The sequence below is a fragment of the Bradyrhizobium sp. NBAIM18 genome, assembly GCF_020193825.1.
Lineage (GTDB): Bacteria > Pseudomonadota > Alphaproteobacteria > Rhizobiales > Xanthobacteraceae > Bradyrhizobium > Bradyrhizobium yuanmingense.
On record NZ_JADYVO010000001.1, the window covers coordinates 101,417 to 122,187 of the forward strand.

The 20,771-nt window shown below is 63.8% G+C and carries 18 protein-coding genes; 6 read left to right on the forward strand and 12 right to left on the reverse strand.

Annotation, left to right across the window (positions count from 1 at the left end; all coding sequences use genetic code 11):
* The first annotated feature begins 44 nt into the window (after positions 1–44).
* Positions 45–1,259, forward strand: coding sequence for an ornithine--oxo-acid transaminase (gene rocD, locus I6F17_RS00465; protein WP_225129372.1), 1,215 nt, complete (start codon positions 45–47; stop codon positions 1,257–1,259).
* A gap of 278 nt (positions 1,260–1,537) precedes the next feature.
* Here rocD and I6F17_RS00470 read toward each other — a convergent pair whose 3' ends face one another.
* Complete coding sequence (locus I6F17_RS00470) at positions 1,538–1,711, reverse strand: hypothetical protein (protein ID WP_225190398.1); 174 nt, start codon at positions 1,709–1,711, stop codon at positions 1,538–1,540.
* A gap of 197 nt (positions 1,712–1,908) precedes the next feature.
* On the opposite strand from I6F17_RS00470, the gene I6F17_RS00475 reads away from it, so the two are divergent.
* The 3 genes from I6F17_RS00475 (at position 1,909) to I6F17_RS00485 (ending at position 7,300) form a co-directional block, all read left to right on the forward strand.
* On the forward strand, positions 1,909–3,408 hold the full coding sequence (locus I6F17_RS00475) for a Spy/CpxP family protein refolding chaperone (protein ID WP_225190399.1): 1,500 nt from the start codon (positions 1,909–1,911) through the stop codon (positions 3,406–3,408).
* 99 nt (positions 3,409–3,507) lie between these two features.
* Entirely contained in the window at positions 3,508–3,894 is a 387-nt protein-coding gene (locus tag I6F17_RS00480; RefSeq protein WP_225123668.1) for a DUF4440 domain-containing protein, read from the forward strand.
* A 37-nt stretch (positions 3,895–3,931) separates the two neighbouring features.
* On the forward strand, positions 3,932–7,300 hold the full coding sequence (locus I6F17_RS00485) for an adenylate/guanylate cyclase domain-containing protein (RefSeq protein ID WP_225123669.1): 3,369 nt from the start codon (positions 3,932–3,934) through the stop codon (positions 7,298–7,300).
* Positions 7,301–7,500: 200 nt separating this feature from the next.
* Here the strand turns inward: I6F17_RS00485 and I6F17_RS00490 are convergent, their stop codons facing one another.
* From I6F17_RS00490 to I6F17_RS00535, 10 genes are all read right to left on the reverse strand, one after another.
* A complete protein-coding gene (locus I6F17_RS00490) occupies positions 7,501–7,710 on the reverse strand; it encodes a hypothetical protein (RefSeq protein WP_225123842.1) in 210 nt (69 codons plus the stop codon).
* 148 nt (positions 7,711–7,858) lie between these two features.
* Positions 7,859–8,722, reverse strand: coding sequence for a sugar phosphate isomerase/epimerase family protein (locus tag I6F17_RS00495; RefSeq protein ID WP_225123670.1), 864 nt, complete (start codon positions 8,720–8,722; stop codon positions 7,859–7,861).
* A complete protein-coding gene (locus tag I6F17_RS00500; RefSeq protein WP_225123671.1) occupies positions 8,722–9,912 on the reverse strand; it encodes a dihydrodipicolinate synthase family protein in 1,191 nt (396 codons plus the stop codon). Before I6F17_RS00500 ends, I6F17_RS00495 begins: the two co-directional genes overlap by 1 nt.
* 120 nt (positions 9,913–10,032) lie before the next feature.
* Positions 10,033–11,184, reverse strand: coding sequence for a Gfo/Idh/MocA family oxidoreductase (locus I6F17_RS00505; protein ID WP_225123672.1), 1,152 nt, complete (start codon positions 11,182–11,184; stop codon positions 10,033–10,035).
* Positions 11,181–12,578: a hypothetical protein gene (locus I6F17_RS00510; RefSeq protein ID WP_225123843.1), complete on the reverse strand. Its 1,398-nt coding sequence runs from the start codon at positions 12,576–12,578 to the stop codon at positions 11,181–11,183. Before I6F17_RS00510 ends, I6F17_RS00505 begins: the two co-directional genes overlap by 4 nt.
* Before the next feature lie 129 nt (positions 12,579–12,707).
* A complete protein-coding gene (locus tag I6F17_RS00515; RefSeq protein ID WP_225123844.1) occupies positions 12,708–13,538 on the reverse strand; it encodes an ABC transporter ATP-binding protein in 831 nt (276 codons plus the stop codon).
* Between the two features lie 14 nt (positions 13,539–13,552).
* On the reverse strand, positions 13,553–14,545 hold the full coding sequence (locus I6F17_RS00520) for an ABC transporter substrate-binding protein (protein WP_225123673.1): 993 nt from the start codon (positions 14,543–14,545) through the stop codon (positions 13,553–13,555).
* Between the two features lie 56 nt (positions 14,546–14,601).
* Positions 14,602–15,411 (reverse strand): ABC transporter permease, encoded by an 810-nt coding sequence (locus tag I6F17_RS00525; RefSeq protein WP_225123674.1) that lies wholly within the window; start codon positions 15,409–15,411, stop codon positions 14,602–14,604.
* A 204-nt stretch (positions 15,412–15,615) separates the two neighbouring features.
* A complete protein-coding gene (locus I6F17_RS00530; protein ID WP_225123845.1) occupies positions 15,616–16,323 on the reverse strand; it encodes a TetR/AcrR family transcriptional regulator in 708 nt (235 codons plus the stop codon).
* A 174-nt stretch (positions 16,324–16,497) separates the two neighbouring features.
* On the reverse strand, positions 16,498–17,346 hold the full coding sequence (locus tag I6F17_RS00535; protein WP_225123675.1) for a VOC family protein: 849 nt from the start codon (positions 17,344–17,346) through the stop codon (positions 16,498–16,500).
* 212 nt (positions 17,347–17,558) lie between these two features.
* On the opposite strand from I6F17_RS00535, the gene I6F17_RS00540 reads away from it, so the two are divergent.
* Positions 17,559–18,452, forward strand: a complete 894-nt coding sequence (locus I6F17_RS00540; RefSeq protein WP_225123676.1) for a sugar kinase — start codon at positions 17,559–17,561, stop codon at positions 18,450–18,452.
* Between the two features lie 5 nt (positions 18,453–18,457).
* The gene (locus I6F17_RS00545; protein ID WP_225123677.1) at positions 18,458–19,390 is read left to right on the forward strand and encodes a ribokinase; all 933 of its coding nucleotides are present in this window, start codon (positions 18,458–18,460) and stop codon (positions 19,388–19,390) included.
* Here the strand turns inward: I6F17_RS00545 and I6F17_RS00550 are convergent.
* Positions 19,387–20,604 carry an FAD-dependent oxidoreductase gene (locus tag I6F17_RS00550; protein WP_225123678.1) on the reverse strand — a complete coding sequence of 406 codons (1,218 nt, stop codon included), beginning with the start codon at positions 20,602–20,604 and terminating at the stop codon, positions 19,387–19,389. The two genes, I6F17_RS00545 and I6F17_RS00550, sit on opposite strands and share 4 nt — an antisense overlap.
* Positions 20,605–20,771 lie beyond the last annotated feature (167 nt).

Here is a 20,771-nt window from a genome sequence, read left to right on the forward strand (position 1 = left end):
GCAGTCGATTGACGCCCCCGCGCGCAGCAATGGAGTGACGGCAGATGAGCTCGTCGGTCATTGATTTCATCGCGACAGAAGCGCGCTTCGGGGCCCGAAATTACGAGCCGATCGGGGTCGTGCTGTCGCGCGGCGAAGGTGTCTGGGTCTGGGACACCCAAGGCAACCGCTATCTCGATTGCCTGTCCGCCTATTCGGCGGTCAGCCAGGGCCACTGCCACCCCAAGATCCTGGCGGCGATGGTCGAACAGGCGCACAGGCTGACGCTCACCTCGAGGGCTTTCCACAACGACCAGCTCGCCTTGTTCTACGAGGAGATCGCCGCGCTCACCGGTTCCCACAAAGTGCTGCCGATGAACAGCGGCGCCGAGGCGGTGGAAAGCGCGATCAAGTCGGTCCGCAAATGGGGCTACGAGGTAAAGGGCGTGCCGGACGGCCAAGCCGAGATCATCGTCTGTGCCAACAATTTCCACGGACGCACGCTGGGCGTCGTCGGCTTTTCAACCGACCCCGAGACACGCGGACACTTCGGGCCGTTCGCGCCGGGCTTCAAGATCATCCCGTTCGGCGACGCCGCGGCCCTTGCGGAAGCAATCAACCCAAACACGGTCGCCTTTCTGGTCGAGCCGATCCAGGGCGAAGCCGGTGTCGTCATTCCTCCGGCCGGCTATTTCACTGAGGTCCGGGAGCTCTGCACCGCCAACAACGTGATGCTGGTGCTCGACGAGATCCAGACCGGGCTCGGTCGCACCGGCAAGCTGCTCGCCGAACAGCACGAGGGAATTGAGGCGGACGTGACGCTGCTCGGCAAGGCCCTGTCCGGCGGCTTCTATCCGGTCTCGGCCGTGCTCTCGAACAACGCTGTGCTCGGGACATTGAGGCCCGGGCAGCACGGCTCGACCTTCGGCGGCAACCCGCTTGCCTGCGCCGTGGCCCGCGCGGCGATGCGCGTGCTGGTCGAGGAAGGCATGATCGAGAACGCGGCGAGGCAAGGCGCGCACTTTCTGGAGGGCTTGAAGGACATTCGCGCCAATACGATCCGCGAGGTGCGCGGGCGCGGCCTGATGCTGGCGGTCGAGCTGCATCCCGATGCCGGGCGGGCACGCCGCTACTGCGAGGCGCTCCAGGCCAAGGGCATCCTCGCCAAGGATACCCATGAGCATACGATCCGCATCGCCCCGCCGCTCGTGATCACAAGCGACCAGGTCGACTGGGCGCTGGAGCGGTTCGCCGCGATCCTGACGCAGGATTTCTCTTGAGACTGGCTGCGTCGGAAGATCGCAATGCCGGCCGTGGCCAAGGACGAACGATTCCACGGTCTGTGCGTTGAAAGTCGTGGGCGATTACGAGTTGGGAGCTAGGATCATGCTTCCGCGTGGCGTTTGCCTGACGGCTGTTTTGGTTGGCGTCTCAATGCTGACGACGAGCGCGTCGGCTCAGGGACCTCACGGACACGGACGGGGTGGAGGACCACCAGGACCAGCCGCAGCGCCGCCATCAGCACCACCGGCCATGGCACGCCCGGCAGCACCACCGGCTATGGCTCGTCCAGCCGCACCGCCAGCAGCACCGCCAGCCATGGCACGTCCGGCCGCTCCGCCAGCCATGGCCCGTCCGGCGGCTCCGCCAGCCATGGCGCGTCCCGCCGCGCCGCCAGCCATGCCGCAGCGACCGGCGATGGCGCCACGTCCGGCGCCGCACATCGCCTCACCGCCACCGCGTCCGACCCCACAAATCAGTGCCCCCCGAGCCGCCCCGCAGGTGGCAGCGCCCCGGCGCGAATTCCAGCGCCCGCCGGCAGCGCCGCAACGTCCGGCGATGGCGCCGCGGCCGGCGCCGCAGATCGCCGCCCCTTCGCGCCCAAGTGCACCCCCCGCCGTGAGCGAGCGTTCGGGACCGCCGCGTGAGATGCTTTCGCGCCAATCCGCGGAACGCCAAGACCGCATCGACCGCTTGCAGCAGCGCGTGCAGCAACTGCAATCGCAGAAACCGGAAGGCGCAAGGGCGCAGCAACAGCAGCAACGGTTGCTGCAGTCGCAGAGCCGTCTTCTGGAGCGCGAGCAACGCGTGCAACAGCGTTCGCAGCAGGTGGAGCAACGGCAGCGCGAAATGCTGTCGCGCCAGACAACGGAGCGCCAGGCCCGCATCGAACGCCTGCAGCAGCGGGTGCAGCAATTGCAATCGCAAAAGCCGGAAGGCGTGCAAGCGCTACGCGCACAGCAGCGACTGCTCCAGGCGCAGAATCGCTTGCTCGGCCGTGAGCAGCGCGCGCAGCAAATTGATCTGGCGCGCCAGCAGCGGCTTGGGCTGCAGGCTCCGGCGGAGCGCGCTCCGGCACTTGCAGCCGCTGCGCAGGCCGCCGAGCGCGGACGGTTTGCGGAACGCTTCCGCGAGCAGTCCACTGTGCTGACCCAAGCGGCTCTGGTCACGCGCCAAAGCGGCTGGGCACCCCGGCAGGCCTGGCGTCACCGTCATCCCGCGGTGTTCGTGGCTTGGCTTGGGCCCGTGTTCTGGCCTTACGCCTATTCCGACATCTTCAACTACACATTCTGGTCCTATGGCTACGAGCCCGGATATTGGGCCTACGCCTATGACGACTTCGTCGACACCGTGTTCTGGGGCGGTGACGGCCCTTACTCCGCTTATGCCAGCACCAACCCGTATGACTACCCTCAAGCCGGCGGCGGCTACCGCGCGCGCCAGCGTGCCAGCGTGAGCCCGCAGACGCTTCAGCAATTGTGTGCCACGCCGGACAAGGGCGTGACCGCCTGGCCGCTTGCCGATATCGCACAGGCGGTGCGGCCGACGCCGGAGCAACGCGCATTGTTGGATGAGCTGAAGACGGCAGCGGCCAACGCTGCCGGTGTGTTCAAGGATTCCTGCGCGGAGACTTATGCACTGACTCCCCCTGGCCGCTTGCGCGCGATGATGAACCGCATCAGCGCGACGCTTGAAGCCGTCAAGATCGTTCGACCGGCACTGGAGAATTTCTACAGCTCGCTCAGTGACGAGCAGCAGGCCCGCTTCAACGCGCTTGGCCCCAATGTCGGCGCGCGCTCGCCGCAGCAGCAGGAGGCGAGTAGCGAGGGCTGTGGCGATCCGAAATCCGGGCTGACGCAGTTGCCGATCCAGAGGATCGAGGCTGTGCTCCACCCGGCCGGCAAGCAGAAGGAGGCGCTCGACCGCCTCAGTGAAGCGACGGCGAAGGGCGTTGAAAGCCTACAGGCAGCCTGTCCGAACGATGCGCCGCTGACACCGGTAGGACGGCTGGAGACGATGCAGCATCGGCTCGAGGCCATGTTGACCGCCGCTAAGCTGGTCGAACCCGCTCTGGACGAGTTCTATGCCACGCTGAGCAGCGAGCAGAAGGCGCGCTTCAACAGGCTGCAACAGGTCGCAGGCCAATGAGGGCGTCGCGTTCCCTCGTTGCAATTTGCAGCGGTCGAACGACGTCAGGTGACGTAATCGTTCTCCAACGAAAGCAAGCCCGCGATTGAGGGAGGGATCATGACAGCCTTAGCTTCCTCCATAAAACACGACATTGCTGCGGCGTACGCCGCGTGGGATTCAGCATTCAACAAAGCAGATGCCAGGGCTATCGCGGCGACTTACGTGCCAGACGCCAAATTGTTGCCGCCGACGCATCAAGTGATATCCGGTCCGACAGAGATCGAGAGCTTCTTTGCTGGGCTGTTTTCAAGCGGATTCGCCGATCACAGGTTGGTCGTCATCGACGCCGGCGGAGATGAGAAGATCGTCTACGGCACGGCCCATTGGAGCGCCAACGGTAAGACAGCGGATGGCGCCAGCCAACCTGCAGGCGGGATCGCAACCCACGTGTTTGAGCGTCAGGCAGATGGTTCGCTGAAGCTGAAATTGCATACTTTCAATTGAGCTGACCGTTGCCTGCTGCGGCACGAGGAGGCTTACCGTGGATATCGCGCAATGGCTTCGCGGTCTCGGGCTTGAGCGCTACATAAAGACGTTTTGTGACGCTGAAATAACGTCCGAGGTTTTGCCAGAACTGACCGAAGCCGATCTGCGGGAGCTTGGCTTGCCACTCGGCCCGCGCAAGGCTGTGCTAAGGGCAATCCATGCACTCGCTCCGATCGCTCCCGTGGCTGTCGAGGCCAACGGACCTGCCGACTACGCAAGGCCATCGATCCCTTCGGACGCGGAGCGTCGGCAGCTCACAGTTATGTTCGTCGACCTGGTCGGCTCGACGGCACTTGCTTCAGGGCGCGATCCCGAGGAGCTGCGTGACCTCTTGCAGGCCTACCATAACACCGTGGTGGGCGAGATCGCCCGATTCGAAGGCCACATAGCCAAATTCTTGGGCGATGGCGTTCTCGCTTATTTCGGCTGGCCGCGGGCGCACGAAGACGAGGCGGAGCGCGCCGTTCGCGCTGGGCTTCGAGTGACCAAGGCGGTCGCATCCCTTACCGAACCGGGTGGTGCAGCGCTCGCCGCCCGCGTCGGCATCGCAACCGGTCTGGTCGTGGTCGGCGAGCTGATTGGCGAGGGAGAGGCTCGCGAGCGCGCAGTCATAGGCGAGACACCAAACCTAGCCGCCCGACTGCAGGGTCTGGCCAAGCCAAGTGATGTGGTCATTGCCGAGTCGACCCGCCGCCTACTCGGCGAAGCATTCACGTACCACGACCTCGGCACGGTGCCTCTCAAGGGTTTCCCGGAACTGGTGCAGGCGTGGCTTGTCATTGGTGAAGGCGCAGCAGAGAGCAGGTTCGAGGCCCAGCATGGCATGGCAACGACTGCACTGGTCGGACGGAATGAAGAACTTGCATTGCTCTTGGATCGCTGGGAGCAGGCAAAGGAGCGGGAAGGACAGATCGTCCTGCTCGGCGGCGAAGCCGGCATTGGCAAGTCGCGGCTCGTGCGAGCCTTACGCGACCAGGTCGCACGTGTGCCGCACACGCCGCTGAGCCATTTCTGTTCACCATTTCATACCAACACCGCCTTGTATCCCGTCGTTGGCCTCCTTGAACGGGCAGCGGCAATACGGCGGGAGGACGCTTTCGACGAACAGCTCGATAAACTCGAGGCCATGCTTGCTCTTGGCGCGGACGATGTGCATGAGAGCGCGCCGGTTCTCGCGGATCTCTTGGCAATCCCGACCGGGGAGAGATACCCGCCCCTTGCACTTAGTCCGCACCAGAAGAAGGAGCGAACCTTCCAGGCCCTTCTGGAACAAATACAAGGCTTGGCGGCAAGACACCCAGTGCTTGCCGTTTACGAGGACGTCCATTGGGCAGACCCTACTATGCTCGAATTCCTCGATCGGCTTGTCGACGAGGCGCAGCGACTTCCGATTTTGATGATCGTTACCTTCCGGCCCGAGTTCATTCCGCGCTGGACGGGTCATGGACATGTGACAGCGCTCTTTCTAAGCCGGCTGGGACGTAGGCAAGGGGCGGCAGTCATTGACCGGATCACGGGCGGCAAAATGCTCCCTCAGGAGGTGCTTGAGCAGATTTTGGCCAAGACCGACGGCGTGCCGTTGTTCGTCGAGGAGCTCACCAAGGCCGTCGTCGAATCCGGGCTGCTCAAAGATCAGGGCAGCCGCTATGAGTTGATCGGCCCACTACCGCCGCTGGCAATCCCGACGACGCTCCAGGACTCCTTGATGGCCCGCCTCGATCGATTGGCGCCGGTCAAGGAAGTTGCCCAGATTGCAGCTTGCATCGGACGCGAATTCGGACACGATCTTCTGCGCCTTGTAACGGCACTCGAAGAGCACGCGCTCCAGCATGCTCTCAATGATCTATTGGCCGCGGAACTGATATTCCGTCGTGGCGTACCTCCGAATGTTGCCTACAGCTTCAAACATGCGTTGGTGCAGGACATCGCGCACGAGAGCCTCCTGAAGAGCAAGCGGCAGCAGATCCATGCCCGCATAGCTGCAGCTCTCGAACAACATTACCCTGCCCGTGCGGAGGCGGAGCCGGAGACAATCGCTCTACATCTCACCGAGGGTGGACTGGCAGGAAAGGCGGTGGACTATTGGCTGCGGGCCGGCCGTATTGCGGCCGCGCGTTCCGCCAATCTCGAAGCGATCACTCATCTCACAAGGGGACTGGAGGCACTCAAGTCCAATCCACAAGGGCCGGAGCGCGATCGCCAGGAACTCGCTCTGCAAACAGCAATCGGAGGTCCACTGATCGCCATTCACGGATACACGGCTCCGCAGCTTGGCACAGCCTTCAGCAGGGCTCATGCGCTCTGCTATGAGCTGGACGACACGGTTGCCTTGTTTTCCACCCTTAGCGGCAAATTCATTTTCCACTTTGTGCGTGGCGACTTTGCTGCCATGCAGAGCCTCGTTGCCGAAGCGCAGCGCGCCGCCGAGCGCACCGGGCACACAGCACTGGAATTGGCTACACATCGTCTGGCCGCGCTCACCGCAATGCATGCCGGTGATTTTCTGACCGCACGCTCGGAGCTAGAAGCGATCTTGAGTCGCTATCAGCCAGAGGAGCATCGGCCGCCGCCTGTGCACTACGTACATGACCCGAAGGCCTCAGCGCTACCCTACTTGGCAATTGTGCTTTGGGTTCTTGGTTACCCCGAACAGGCTCAGCGGATTAGCCGTGACGCATCTCAATACGCAATGGAGTTGAATCAGACGAACCTTACCGCGCATGTGCAGGTCTATGGCGAGGCGGCTCTTGCGGAGCTAATTGGGAACGTGGCGGCCGTACATGCGCATGCCGACGCCATCATCCGTCTCGCCGATCAGAACAGCTTAAACTATTGGCGCGTGAGCGGCCTCGTCCTGCGGGGCTGGGCAATGGCGCAAGAGGACAACGTGGAGGCCGGCCTGGCGCTCATGCGCCTCAGTCTGAATGAGCGGAACAGGCTCGGGGCCAGTTGGTATCAGGTTCGGTACTTGTGGATGCTCGCGGCCACCTACCTCAACTTAGGTGACTACGACAACGGCGTCGCTACCCTTGCGGAAGCAAAGGCCCTTGCTGCGCGCAGCGACGAGCATATGTGGGAGGCAGAACTTGCATGCATCGACGGTGAACTGCACCGCTGTCGTGGTGCTCCAGCTGACGAGGTCGAGGGGTTTTTGCAAACTGCGCTCAAGATCGCCCAAAGCCAGAGCGCAAAGTCCTTTGAATTACGTGCCGCAATGAGTTTGGCTCGGCTTTGGCGCGACCAGGGAAGGACGGCCAACGCGCGGTGCCTTCTTGGCTCGGTTTACGGCTGGTTTACGGAAGGTTTCGAAACGCCGGACCTTCGTTCCGCCAAGGCGCTCATGGAGGAGCTTACCCGATCATGATCGCGCGTCTTTTCAAGCTTCAGACGTTGCCTTACAGCGAGCACACCGGTGATACGGCAACCCTCTACTTGCGTTATTGGATCTGAACACGAGCAATTCCGCTGTGGGTCACAAGCAGCGCTGCTCTGGACGATCAGCCCGACCTTCCTTTTATGAGTACACGGCCTTTCTGTCCTCGCGCGGCGGAACTCGTCTTCCGCTCAGCACTTCGCGTCTGTGATCGCTTGAGGCTGCTCTACCTCATTCAAGCCAATGGCGTTGCATTGTTGGAAATGGGAAGATAGCTCGAGGTCAGCCAGATGATCCCAGTATTCTGCCTCTGCGAGCAGCTTCCATTTGTTCATGCTGTTGTACGCGGCCTGTTGACGGCACAGTGAGCTCATCGCACGCAAGCGTCGCACTTTCTCCACTGCGAACCTCCCTCCGCGCCTGCTTGGTCGCAAGCGCATTTGTGTCGGCAGAGCTTCGCAGATCGAATTGACGAGTGATAGTCCGGGATTCGACGGTAAAATCAATGATAGCGCAATCGTCTGACTTTTCATGAGACACTCGAGGCAACTACACCACCGTCCGATGTCGCTGGATGCAGGTCTTCAGCACCTCGTCCATCGGCTTGCCCCACCATTCGTTGGAGAAGATCTCGATCTCGGAATAGCCGGCAAAGCCCTGCGCTTCGACCGCTGCACGCACCGATTTGATGTCGATGACGCCGTCGCCCATCATGCCGCGGTCGTTGAGGATGTCCCTGGTCGGCACCAGCCAGTCGCAGACATGGAACGCCAGCAGGCGGTCCCGGCCGGCGCGTGCGATCTGGTCCATCAGCTCCGGATCCCACCAGATGTGATAGACGTCGAGCGCGACGCCGAGCATGCCGGTGCGGCCGGGGTCGAGCCGGTCGCAGATATCGAGCGCCTGCTTGGTTGTGTTCACGCAGGCGCGGTCGGCCGCATAGGCCGGATGCAACGGCTCGATCGCCAACGGCAGCTTGGCTTGCCTCGCGTAGTCGAGCATGTCGGCGAGCGCTTCCTCGACCTGCCCGCGCGCTGCCACCAGATCCTTCGAAGCCTCACTGCCCGGCCGCGAATATTGCGGCAGGCCGCCGACGACGAGGACGATGCAGGGCGCGCCCAGTGCCTTGGCTTCATCGACACAGCGCCTGTTATCGTCGCGCACTTCGCCCCGGCGCGAGACATCCGAGGTGAACATGCCGCCGCGGCAATAGCCTGAGAGATCAAGGCCAGCCTCGCGCACCGCGCGCGCGACGCGGTCGAGACCGACGTTCGCGACCTGGTCGCGCCAGGGATCGATGGCTCGGATGCCGTGCTTCGCGCAGGCCTCGATGATGGCGACGAGGTCACCCTGCTTGCGGACGGTCGCCGTGTTCAGCGACAGCCAGCGGTGGTCGGACGAAAAATCGCGCATCAGGATTCGATACCGTGGGTGGCGAGCACGGTTTTCATCCGTTGCGTCGCGAGTTCAGGGTTGGCGAGCAGACCGGCTTGGTCGGCCAGACGGAACAGCTCGGCGAGATGCAACGTCGAACGCGTGCTCTGCTGTCCGCCGACCATGGTGAAGTGATCCTGGTGTCCGTTGAGATAGGCCATGAACACGACGCCGGTCTTGTAGAAGCGCGTCGGCGCCTTGAAGATGTGACGCGACAGCGGGACCGTCGGGCCAAGCACGTCGTGGAAGCCGGCTTCGTCGCCTGCCGCCAGCCGCGACAGCGCGTAGGACGCCGCCGGCGCGATAGCATCGAAGATGCCGAGCAGCGCATGCGAGAAGCCCTGCTCGTCGCCGGCGATCAGCTCCGCGTAGTTGAAATCGTCGCCGGTATACATCTTGATGCGGTTGTCGAGGCGGCGACGCATGTCGATCTCGCGCTGCTTGTCGAGCAGCGAGACCTTGACGCCGTCGACCTTGGCGGCGTTGCCGTTGATGATGGCGACCGCAATGTCCATGGCCTTGTCGAGATCCCCGGTGCCCCAATATCCCGCCAGTGCCGGATCGAACATGTCGCCGAGCCAATGGATGATAACGGGCTCACGGACCTGCGAAAGCACGCGGTCATAGACCTTGGCGTAATCGTCGGCATTGCGACCGAGTTTTGCCAGGGCCCGCGAGGCCATTAGGATGATGCGGCCGCCGACCTTCTCCACTGCCGAGATCTGCTCCTCATAGGCGCGGATGACGTCGTCGAGGTTTCTCGCGTCCTCCACTGCGAGATGATCCGTGCCTGCACCGGAGAACACCAGCGCGTTGCGGCGCTTGGCGGCGGCGACCGAGCGCGTGATCAGCTCCAGCGAGGTCGGCCAGTCCAGCCCCATGCCGCGCTGCGCGGTGTCCATGGCTTCGGCAACGCCGAGGCCGAGGTCCCAGACGTGCTCGCGGAAGGCGATGGTCTTGTCCCAGTCGACCGCAACCGACAGCCAGGGATCGTTGTCGGCGAAGGGATCGGCGACCGTGTGCACGGCCGAGAAGGCGATGCGGTTCAGCGGCCCTTCGAGCTTTGCGGGGAACGTGCGCGAGGCCGCGAGCCGATAGGTCTCGATCGAGCGATCGGCTTTGGGCAGCTTCAGCGACAGGGATGACATCGGTTGGACTGGCTTGTTCATTTTGGTCCTCTCTCCGTCATTGCGAGGAGCGAAGCGACGAAGCAATCCAGGGTCTTTCCGCGGAGGCAGTCTGGATTGCTTCGCTTCGCTCGCAATGACGAAATCATGAGCATCGGAATGTCACACCTTGATGGGCGCGACGTCGATCCAGCGCCGCTCCTTCCAGCTCTTCAGCGCGCATTCGGCGAGCTGCACGCCCTTGGCGCCTTCGAGCAGGGTGAACTTGTAAGGAGCGTCCTCGTAGACGTGGCGGATGAACATCTCCCATTGCTCCCTAAAGCCGTTGTCGTAGGTGACGTTGTCGGGCACCCTCTGCCAGTCGCCGTAGAAATCGTGCAGCCGCTTCTCGTCGGGATTCCACACCGGCCGAGGCGTCGCCTGCCGCGCCTGGATCATGCAGTCGGAGAGGCCCGCGACCGCCGAGCCGAGCGTGCCGTCGACCTGGAAGGTGACGAGGTCGTCGCGATAGACGCGCGTCACCCAGGACATGTTGATGTGGGCGATGATGCCGCCTTCGAGCTGGAAGGTGGCGTAGGCGGAATCGTCCGCGGTCGCCTTGTACTTCTGGCCCTGCTCGTCATAGCGCTCGGAAATGTCGGTGTTGCCGATGCAGCTGACGCTCTGGACGTTGCCGAAGAGGTTGTCGAGCACGTAGCGCCAATGGCAGACCATGTCGAGGATGATGCCGCCGCCATCTTCGCTGCGGTAGTTCCAGGACGGCCGCTGCGCTTCCTGCCAGCCGCCTTCGAACACCCAATAGCCGAATTCGCCGCGCACCGAGAGGATGCGGCCGAAGAAGCCGGAATCGCGCAGGAAGGCGATCTTCTTCAACCCCGGCAGGAACAGCTTGTCCTGCACCGTGCCGTGCTTGACGCCCTTGGCATTGGCGAGCTTCACGACCTCGACGGCTTCCTCAAAATTCGTCGCGATCGGCTTCTCGCAATAGACATGCTTGCCCGCGTTGATGGCCTGGGTCAGCAAGCCGGGGCGCGCCTGCGTCGTCGCGGCGTCGAAGAACATGGTGTCGTTCTTGTCGGCGAGCGCGGCATCGAGATCGGTGGTCCAGCGCGTGATGTTGTAGCGCTTGGCCAGCGCCTCGACCTTCTCGGCATTGCGGCCGACCAGGATCGGATCGGGCATGACGCGGTCACCGTTCTTCAGGCGGACGCCGCCCTGGTCGCGAATCGCGACGATCGAGCGGATCAGATGCTGGTTGAGCCCCATGCGGCCGGTGACGCCGTTCATGATGAGGCCGAGGCGTTGGGTGGTCATGCCAATTGCTCCTGAATTGGTGTTGGCTGTTCGAGCGGGCGCAGCGCCGACCAGTCCGGATGGACCGCGGTGGCAAAGCCTGCTGTGTGAAGCGATCCCGTCAGGAGATCGCCGTCGTGAATGGAGAGGCGGATGCCCTGCCCGGCATCGGCATAGAGATCGGGATGTGCGGCCGCGAAGGCCGCAGCTTCGGCGGCCGGCGCCTCGCCAAAGCCGTCGACATAGTGATGGCCGTTGCGCTCGGCATGGGTGATGCCGATGAAGGCGCCGAGCGCGAGGTCCTGCTGCACGGCGAGACCGGCCTGGCAGGTCAGGTCCTCGCCTGTCACGAACAAGGTCTCGCCTTCCACACTCCATTTCGCCGCGCGCGTGGCATTGACGATGGACTTGTAGAGGCCCTTGCAGGATTTCGAGGAGATGCCGCGATAGCCGAGCGCCCGCGCTGCCGGGAACGCATCGTAGGAATCGTCGGCCTCGTCGATGATGAAGCCGCGCGCGGCGAGCGAGCCGAGCGGCGATTGCCGCGTGATGTCGCGCGGCATCGGCTGTTCGACATAGAGCAGGCGCGTGGCGATCGGGCGCAGCGTCGCGTCATGATCGAGCCGGTCCATCAAGGCCTGCAACGCGGCGAGATCCGCATACTGCTCGTTGGCATCGAGCGTCACTCTGTAGTCGCGTCCGAGCGTGTCGAGCTCCTTGCCGATCCGCGCAAGCCGCGCTGCATCGGCAGCCGGATCGACGGACAGCTTGAGCTTGAAATAGCGTGCGCCGGTATTCTCACGCGGATCGGCAACGCCGCCCTCGCCTTCTACGAGGTCATCAAGGCCGACGGTATGCCTGATGGCAACACGCTCCAGCGGCACCCGGCCGGAGAGAAACGTCCTGATGTCCCGCTCGCTCAGGTCAGGACAAAGCCGCGCGTCGATACCAGCGATGTTCGCGGCCATTCCGTCAAAGAAACTGGTCTCAACGGCGCGGAGCAGCGCATCGAGGATGGCCTTGTCGATCTCCGCGGGGCCATAAGCCGCCGCAAGAGCCGGAATATTCTTCTTCGCGCAGGTCGCGACCTGGGCACCGATGCACGAGGCATGCAGATCGAACGCGGTCTGGTATCCGGTCCGCGCCAGATAGAGTCCGCGCGCGATCTCCAGCGAGCGACGCAAGCCGTCGACCGTCTGCGCCGGCGACAATTCCGGCCGCTTGTCGAACCACTTTGGCACCAGCAGCTCGGCGCTGGCACCGATGGCGGTGCCCCGGCCCTCGACCTCGATCTCGGCCCGCACGAACAGCTGCGGCGTCGCGTTGATCGTGATCGCACCGAAGCGGAATGGCCGCGCGAACTGCACGGGACGTTCGAAGAAGGCGATGTCTCGCAGCTTCAGGCGCACCGACATAGTCCTATGAAGGTCGTCATGCCCGGGCTTGTCCCGGGCATCCACGTTCTTTGCCGGGCGGAGCGAGACGTGGATGGCCGGGACAAGCCCGGCCATGACGGCCGAAAGTTCGGAGTTGACGCCATCGCCCTAATCCAGCGCACCTTGCGAGAAGAAATGCTTGCGGATGCGCTGCACGAGCTCGGTGAAAACCGGATCCGCCATCGCGTCGAGCGAGCGCGGGCGCGGCAGCGGCACGTCGTAGATCGCCGCGATCGCGCCGGGGCGCTCGGTCATGACCAGCACGCGGTCGGCGAGGAACACGGCTTCCGGAATCGAATGCGTGATCAGGAGCACGGTCTTCTTCGTCTCGCGCTGGATCCGCATCAATTCGACATTCATGCGCTCGCGCGTCAGCGCGTCGAGCGCGCCGAACGGCTCATCCATCAGCATGATCTTCGGATCATGCACCAGCGCGCGGCAGATCGAGGCGCGCTGCTGCATGCCACCGGAGAGCTGCCAGGGCAGCTTCTTCTCGAAGCCTTCGAGGCCGACCAGCTTCAGCAGCGACTTGGCGCGGTCGAGATATTCCTGGCGCGGCAGGCGCTTCATGTCGATCGGCAGCATCACGTTGGAGAGGATGTTGCGCCAGGGCAAGAGCAGCGCGTTCTGGAACACGATGCCGACATTGCCGTGCGGCGTCGTCACCTTCTGGCCCTCGACCAGGATCTCGCCCGTGGTCGGCGCCAGCAGGCCCGAGATCAATTTGAGCAGCGTGGACTTGCCGCAGCCGCTTGGCCCGACCACGACGAAGAACTCGCCGTCATTGATGTGGAAGTCGAGCGGCCGCAGCGACGGCACGTCGCCGTCGCGCGTCCGGTAGGTCTTCGACACGCCCGACAGCTTGATGCCCGACGCATCGCCGGCAGCCCGGTCGCTCACCAGTCTCAGACGAGCGGCCGGCTGCGCGGTTTCAGTCATGACAGTCGCAGGTTTCACGAGCCGCTCTTCGGCAGGTAATCGCTGGTGTAGAAAGCCTTCGGGTTCTCCTTGGCCTTGGCGTCAAGGCCGCCATATTCGACCAGCAGATTGACGGTCTCGGTCATGTTCTGGTCGGTGACCTGGAACGGCCGCTTGCCCTTGGTCTCCGCGGTCCGGTACAGCGGGATGGTCAGCTCAAAACCCTGCGTCAGCGTGTCGATCTTGCCGCCCTTGGGGTTGGCATCGAGGATCGATTGCGCCGCGGCCTTCGGCTCCTTCTCGGCGGCCTCGACCGCTTTCGTGGTCGCTGACATGAAGCGGCGGACGAGATCGGCATTGACCTTCACATAGTCGGTATTGGCGATGACGCCCGAGGACACCATGTTGATGCCGTAGTCGGCGAACTTGATCGGATAGACATCCTTGCCGGTGGCGTCCTTGATCTTCATCGACTGGTCCATGACGTAGCCGAGCAACAGATCGGCCTGGCCGTTGATGACGGCATTGAGCTTGGTCTGGCCGTCGCCGGCGACGGTCTTGAAGTCGCTCTCCTTCAGGCCGGTCTTCTTCAGGAACAGCGGCCAGATCTGCGTCATGGAGTCCGCCGGCGTGATCGCCACCGTCTTGCCCTTGATGTCTTCCGGTTTCCTGATGTTCTTGTCGGCGAAGCCCATGGCGGACATCGGGCTCGTTTGCAGCAGCACGCCGGTTGCGACCACGGGCGCGCCCTTGATCGCGGCGCGCATCATGGTGGGGACGTCGACATAGCCGAAATCGGCAGTCTTGGCGGCAACCGCCTGCGTGGTCGCAGCGGAGCCGCGGCCTTCCTGGATCTCGAGCTCGATGCCTTCAGCCGCATAGATGCCCTTAGCCTTGCCGTAATAGAACGGCGCGTGCTCGCCATAGACGTACCAGTTCAGCATCAGCACGACCTTGTCGGCGGCCTGCGCCGGCACGGCTGCGAACGCCATCAGTGCTAAGGATGCAGCTCCAATCCACTTCCTCATCGTCACTCTCCCTTGCCGTTGGTTGCGTCGACCGTTGGTGGCCGATCGTTGTTTAGTTACGAGGCGAAAATCACGTCTTCGCGCTGGCTGACATGCCAGGGAATGACCAGCTTCTCGATCCGGTCGACGATCCAGAACAGGACCACGCCGAGCAGCGCCAGGATCACCAGCGCCGCGAACATCGTCGGCAGGTCGAAAGTGCCGATCGAGCGCTGCATCACGTAGCCGATGCCGGAATTGGAGCCGACGAACTCGCCGACCACCGCGCCGACCACGGCGAGCGTCACCGACACTTTGAGGCCGGAGAAGATCGCCGGCAGCGCATGCGGCAGGTTCACCGCGCGAAACACCTGCAGGCGGCTGCCCTGCATGGCACGGGCGAGATCGACCATGTCGGGGTCGACCGACTTGAAGCCTTGCACCGCGGAGACCACCACAGGGAAAAAGCCGAGCAGGAACGCCGAGATCACCTTGGGAATGATGCCGAAACCGAACCAGACCACGAACAGCGGTGCGATCGCGATCTTCGGCACCGATTGCGAGAACACCAGCAGCGGATAGATATAGCTCTCCACCGTCTTCGAGCCCGCGATCAGCATCGCGACGGGAATGCCGAACAGCGCCGACAGCAGGAAGCCGCAGACGGTCGCATAGGTGGTCGGCCAGGACTGGCGCAGCAGCTCCGGCCATTCGGTGCGCAGCACAGCGACGACGTCGAGCGGCGCCGGGATCTGGTACGCGGGGATTCTGAACAGCCGGATCGCGAGATCCCAGGCGACGACGATGAAGACCAGGAACAAGAACGGCCGAACCCAGGCTGCATTCAGCAGCTTGGGAACAGCGTTTTGCGGCTTCGGCTCGGCCAATTTTCACTCCCGGCAGTCTTCTTCGTTATGGGAGAAATTAACCCGTTGGATAAATACTGTCCAGAGCTTTCCCTGTGACGTTTTGCGGCGGCAGCTCCCCGTCATGGCCGGGCTTGTCCCGGGCATCCACGTCTCCCCTACGCGCGGATGCACGTGGATGGCCGGGACAAGCCCGGCCATGACGGATACAGAAAGCTTTGAGAACTACACCGCTTGCACGACCGCGCCGTGCGACTTCGGCATCTTGCCGATCTCGAACAGCGCGGCGGACTTGCCTGTCAATGCCGCCAACACGAGGCCCACCATATGCGCCAACCGCTCCTCCTTGGCCTTCTTGTCCAGGAGATCGCGGCCGAAGATCACGCTGAGCGTTGCCGAATTGGAGAGATAGAAGAAGCTGAGCGCCGCAATGGAGATGTAGAGCTGCACCGGATCGACCGCGACCTGGAAATCGCCGTTCTCGACGCCGCGGCGCACCACGGTGCGGATCATCTCGACGAAGGGCGAGTGCATCGACTTGACCTTGGTCGATTTCTTCAGGTGCTTGGCGCGCGCGAGGTTCTCGGTCTGCAGCAGCGACAGGAATTCCGGGTTGCGCAGGAAGTAGTTCCAGGTGAACTCGATCAGGCGGCGGATCGCCTCGGGCGGATCGAGATGTTCGAGGTCGAGCCCCCGCTCCTCGCTGCGGATCTTGTCATAGGCGCCTTCGAGCACGGCGAGATAGAGCTCGTCCTTGTTGCCGACGTGATAGTACAGCATGCGCTTGTTGGCGCCGGCCTTGGCCGCGATGCGATCGACGCGCGCGCCGGCAAGGCCATGGGCGGAAAACTCCTGCTTGGCGGCTTCGAGAATGCGCAGCCGCATCCCCTCGGGGTCACGCTGCCATTTCAGAGTTCGCTTTGCCTTCGCCAAACCGGGTGCTCGCTGGGTGCCGACAAGACGCGTGTAGCACGCGAGCGTGAGTTTGAGAATGTTCGTCATTCCGGGGCGCGCCTCTTGGCGCGAGCCCGGAATCCATTGGGCGGCAGAGTCAGCCGCGAAATGGATTCCGGGTTCGATGCTACGCATCGCCCCGGAATGACAGAATCACTCCACCGGCTTCGGCGAACGCTCCAGCAGCACGGTCTGGATTCCGCAGGTGCCGTTGCGCACGGTCATGATGCGCGTCCCCGGCTTGCGGCCGGTGCGGACCTCTGAGACGTCGAGTCCGCTCGCGATCAGGCGGGCGCGGGTGGCGTCTATGTCGCCGACCCGCCAGCTCAGGCCCCAGAGCCGGTCATGCGCGGCATCGCCGCCGGCGACCGGGCGGCGCACCACCTCGACGATGAGGTCGCCGCAGCGGAAGAACATCAGCTGGCCCCAGTCCTGGTGCGAACGATCGAGCGCGAGATCGAGGCCCTGCCGGGCGCCGTAGAGCGCGGCGGCGCGCTCGGAATCCTCCGTGGTGACGACGACGTGGTCGAGCCCGTCGATCGGCGCGATGTCGGTCACGGCGGACTTCGGACGCTCGTCGGCCAGCTCCAGGAAGAACATGCGCACGCCGCGCGTCAGCTCCGTCGCGGCACGCGTGCGCTTCCAGTGCAGCACGGCGTCGGTGGCGGCGTCGCTGCTTTCGACCTCGGCGACCGTATCAGGCCTCAGGGCCACCCGCTCCAGCCGGCGGTGCATCTTGCCGATGTCGGCGACACGAAAGCACAGGCTGGCGAGGATGCCTTCCTGGTCGCCGAGCAGTCCGCGCATGCGGTCGGCGGTGACGCTGAAGCCGTGAGGGGCCATCAGCTCGATGGTCATGTTATCGAGGGTGAACAGCACCCGGTCGGCGCCATCGCCCGAGTTCTGCCAGGCCGGCGCGCGGGCGAGCAGCGTCTGATAGGCCGCCTTGGCCGCACCGATATCGCCTACGAGAACGACGATGTGATCGAGGCCGGTGATCATTCTGCACCCTTTTTGTGGACGGGGAACCCCGGGAGCGAAAGACGGCGTTTGTCCGGGCTTGGCATAGGCCAGTGATGGTCGTATTCCCGGACCATGCTGACCTCAAGCGCTTCGGGCGGCAGTTTTGCGAATAATTTCAGCGTCCCTCCGGAGCGGAACCGGTGCTAGAGTAATCTCGCCGGCCGGGACCACAAGCGCATCACGGACAAGCAATGCAGGCTCTCTTCATCGGACAGACCTATATCGACGTCGTCTTCATCACCGACCACATGCCGACCGGCGACGAGAAGCACGTGGCGCGTGACTACGCGGTCTCCTTCGGCGGCAATGCGGTGACGGCGGCGTTCTGCTGCGCCAAGCTCGGCATTGTGCCGGACCTGATCGCGACCGCAGCCAATGACTGGCTGGGGCGCATGTTCCAGGACATGTGCGCGAAGTACGGCATCTCGCTGCATGGGCGCAAGGTCAACCAGTCCTCGCTCTCCTTCATCATGCCCAAGGACGGCAAGCGCGCCATCGTCCGCTGCCGCGACGACGAGCACATCCACCCCTTTCCGATGCTTAATCTCGGCGGCTGCCGCGCGCTGCATGTCGACGGCCACCAGCCGGATGCCGCCATCCACTACGCCAAGGTGTGCCGCGAGGCCGGCATCCTGACCTCGCTCGACGGCGGCGGCCTGCGCACCAACACCCATGAGCTGCTCGAATTCATCGACGTCGCCATCGTCGCCGAGCGCCTGTGCGAGCAGATGGATCTGACGCCGGAGAAGATGCTCGACTATCTCAAGAGCCGCGGCTGCAAGATCGGCGGCGTCACCATGGGCGAGAAGGGCCTGTTCTGGTACGACGAAACCGGCACGGTGCAGGTGATGCCGGCGATGCCGATCCCGCGCGAGCGCGTGATCGACACCAACGGCGCCGGCGACGTCTTCCACGGCGCCTATGTCTATTCCTACCTCGCGCATCCCGGCAAAAGCTGGCGCGAGCATTTCGACTTTGCCCGCGCCGCTTCCACCTTCAAGATCCAGCGCCTCGGCAACGAGGCCGGCTTGCCGACGCTGGTCGATATCGCCAAGGTCAGGCACGAGTTCGAGATCAGGGTCTAGAAAAGATGGGGCGGGTTTACGTCGCCGGCAGCATCAACATGGATGTGGTGGCGACGGCCGATCGCCATCCACGAATCGGCGAGACCGTCGCCGGCCGCCAGGTGCTGTATTTCCCAGGCGGCAAGGGCGCGAACCAGGCTGTCGCGGCGGCACGGCTCGACGCGCCGACCACGCTAATCGGCCGGCTGGGCAGGGATTCGTTCGGCGCGGAGCTGAGGGCGTTCCTCAATGCACAGGGCGTCGATCTCGGCTCGGTGCGCGAGACGCCGGAGGTGCATACCGGCACCGCTATCATTACAGTCGCGGAGGCCGACAACACCATCATCGTTATTCCCGGCAGCAACGCGCTGGTCAGCGCGGAGGATGTGGCGGCCGCGCCGCTGGCAAAGGGTGATGTCGCCGTCAGCCAGTTCGAGATCCCGTTGCCGACCATTGCCGCGTTCTTTGCGCGGGCGCGTGAGGCCGGGGCCACGACCGTGCTGAACCCGGCGCCGGCACAAAAGATCTCGGGCGAGTTGCTGGCGCTCGTGGATATTCTCGTGCTGAACGAGACCGAGCTGGGTTTGCTGGCCGAGACCGAGCTTGCGGACAACGATCCCTATGATCGCATTGCCGATGCAGCGAGGCATATCCAGATGAACCGTGATCAGATCATTTGCGTCACGCTGGGCAAGCGGGGAGTGATTGCGCTGGTGGACGACCGACTTTTGACTATTGAAGGCCGCAATGTAACCCCGGTGGACACGACCGGCGCGGGTGATTGTTTTGTCGGCGCTGTCGCGGCGCTGCTCGCCGATGGTCAGCCGATCGAGAGCGCGCTGGGCTACGCCAATGTCGCCGCATCGGTCAGCGTGCAACGCATGGGTGCAGCACCGTCGATGCCGACGATTGCGGAAGTCTCGGCGGCGCTTCGCGCGGAGCGGCAGGGCTCGAGCTAGGCCAGCGCGCTCTTGAGGTCGAAGCTCTCGTCCGCGGCCTGCTCCGGCGTGATGGAGCGGTCCATAGCCTGCAATCTCCGGCCGAACATGTGATCGCCGGCGCGGTTGATGGATTCGATTCCGAGCAGCTTGTCGCCGTGATAGCAGAACGCCGAGAACGCCTTCCTGGCGGGATCGCCGCGCAGCACGACGCGGTCGTAGCCGGTCGTCAGCCCCGCGATCTGGAGCTTGTCGTCGCCCTGATCGCTCCAGAACCAGGGATGGCTGTCGTACGGTTTCTTATCCCCGGTCAGCTTTGCTGCGAGGCAGCGGGCCTGATCGGTGGCGTTCTGCACCGATTCCAGCCGCAGCGATCCGCCGAAGCGCGGGCTTGCGAACAGCGCGCAATCGCCAATGGCCGAAATGCTGGGATCAGCCGTCGACAGATATTCATCGACGATGATGCCGGCGGCGACCGGCAGCCTTGCCTCGGCCGCGAGTTCGATGTTCGGCAGCACGCCGACGCCGACCACGACGAGGTCGGCCGGCAGATGCCGCCCGTCGCTCAAGGACACGCCGGTGACCTTGCCGGCCTCGGCTTCGATCGAGGTCGCCTGCACACCGAGATGGATACGGATGCCGGCCTCGCGGTGGCGGTCCTGGAAATACTCCGAGACCTCCGCCGTCACCGCCCGCGCCATCACGCGCGGGGCGAGCTCAAGCACGTCGACCTCGAGGCCCTTGATGCGGGCGGTCGCGGCAAATTCGAGGCCGATGAAGCCGGCGCCGATGATCACGGCGCGCGTCTTCGACGGCATGATCGCGCGCAGCGCCTCGCTGTCATCGAGAATGCGCAGATATTTCACGTCGGGCAGATTGGCATTGGGCAGATCGAGCAGGCGATTGCGCGCGCCGGTCGCCAGCACGAGGTGCCAATAGTCCAGCGTCTCGCCGGATGCGAGATGCACCTTACGCGCGGCGCGGTCGATCGAGGCGGCGCGGCCGGCGATCAGCTCGATCCTCTGGTCCTGGTAAAACTTCTCAGGCCTGAACATCAGGCTCTCCGGGCCCGCGGAGCCCTTGATGTAGGCCTTGGACAGCGGCGGCCGCTGATAGGGCAGATGCGGCTCGTCATTGATCAGGCAGATGCGCTCGGCAAAGCCGGCCTGGCGCAGCGATGCCGCGATCTGGTAGCCGCCATGGCCGGCACCGACGATGATCACCGAGCCACTCATCGGACAGCCCATTTCCGGAAGACACGAGCGTGACCCATGCCGCCTCCTCTCTCGCTGATTTTGCTTGCTGGCCTTGCGAGGAGCCGGCGCTCGTGTCCGTCCCTTGGCGAAAGCGGCTCCATTTGAGCCTATCGTTCCGCCCGGCGCAAGAGCGGTGGTTCGGGGAT

Coding starts and splice junctions, on each gene's coding strand:
- rocD (WP_225129372.1), top strand. CDS start 45: ATGAGCTCGTCGGTCATTGATTTCATCGCGACAGAAGCGCGCTTCGGG.
- I6F17_RS00500 (WP_225123671.1), bottom strand. CDS start 9,912: ATGAACAAGCCAGTCCAACCGATGTCATCCCTGTCGCTGAAGCTGCCC.
- I6F17_RS00495 (WP_225123670.1), bottom strand. CDS start 8,722: ATGCGCGATTTTTCGTCCGACCACCGCTGGCTGTCGCTGAACACGGCG.
- I6F17_RS00535 (WP_225123675.1), bottom strand. CDS start 17,346: ATGATCACCGGCCTCGATCACATCGTCGTTCTCGTAGGCGATATCGGT.
- I6F17_RS00505 (WP_225123672.1), bottom strand. CDS start 11,184: ATGACCACCCAACGCCTCGGCCTCATCATGAACGGCGTCACCGGCCGC.
- I6F17_RS00520 (WP_225123673.1), bottom strand. CDS start 14,545: ATGAGGAAGTGGATTGGAGCTGCATCCTTAGCACTGATGGCGTTCGCA.
- I6F17_RS00545 (WP_225123677.1), top strand. CDS start 18,458: ATGGGGCGGGTTTACGTCGCCGGCAGCATCAACATGGATGTGGTGGCG.
- I6F17_RS00480 (WP_225123668.1), top strand. CDS start 3,508: ATGACAGCCTTAGCTTCCTCCATAAAACACGACATTGCTGCGGCGTAC.
- I6F17_RS00540 (WP_225123676.1), top strand. CDS start 17,559: ATGCAGGCTCTCTTCATCGGACAGACCTATATCGACGTCGTCTTCATC.
- I6F17_RS00510 (WP_225123843.1), bottom strand. CDS start 12,578: ATGTCGGTGCGCCTGAAGCTGCGAGACATCGCCTTCTTCGAACGTCCC.
- I6F17_RS00475 (WP_225190399.1), top strand. CDS start 1,909: ATGCTTTCGCGCCAATCCGCGGAACGCCAAGACCGCATCGACCGCTTG.
- I6F17_RS00515 (WP_225123844.1), bottom strand. CDS start 13,538: ATGACTGAAACCGCGCAGCCGGCCGCTCGTCTGAGACTGGTGAGCGAC.
- I6F17_RS00550 (WP_225123678.1), bottom strand. CDS start 20,604: ATGAGTGGCTCGGTGATCATCGTCGGTGCCGGCCATGGCGGCTACCAG.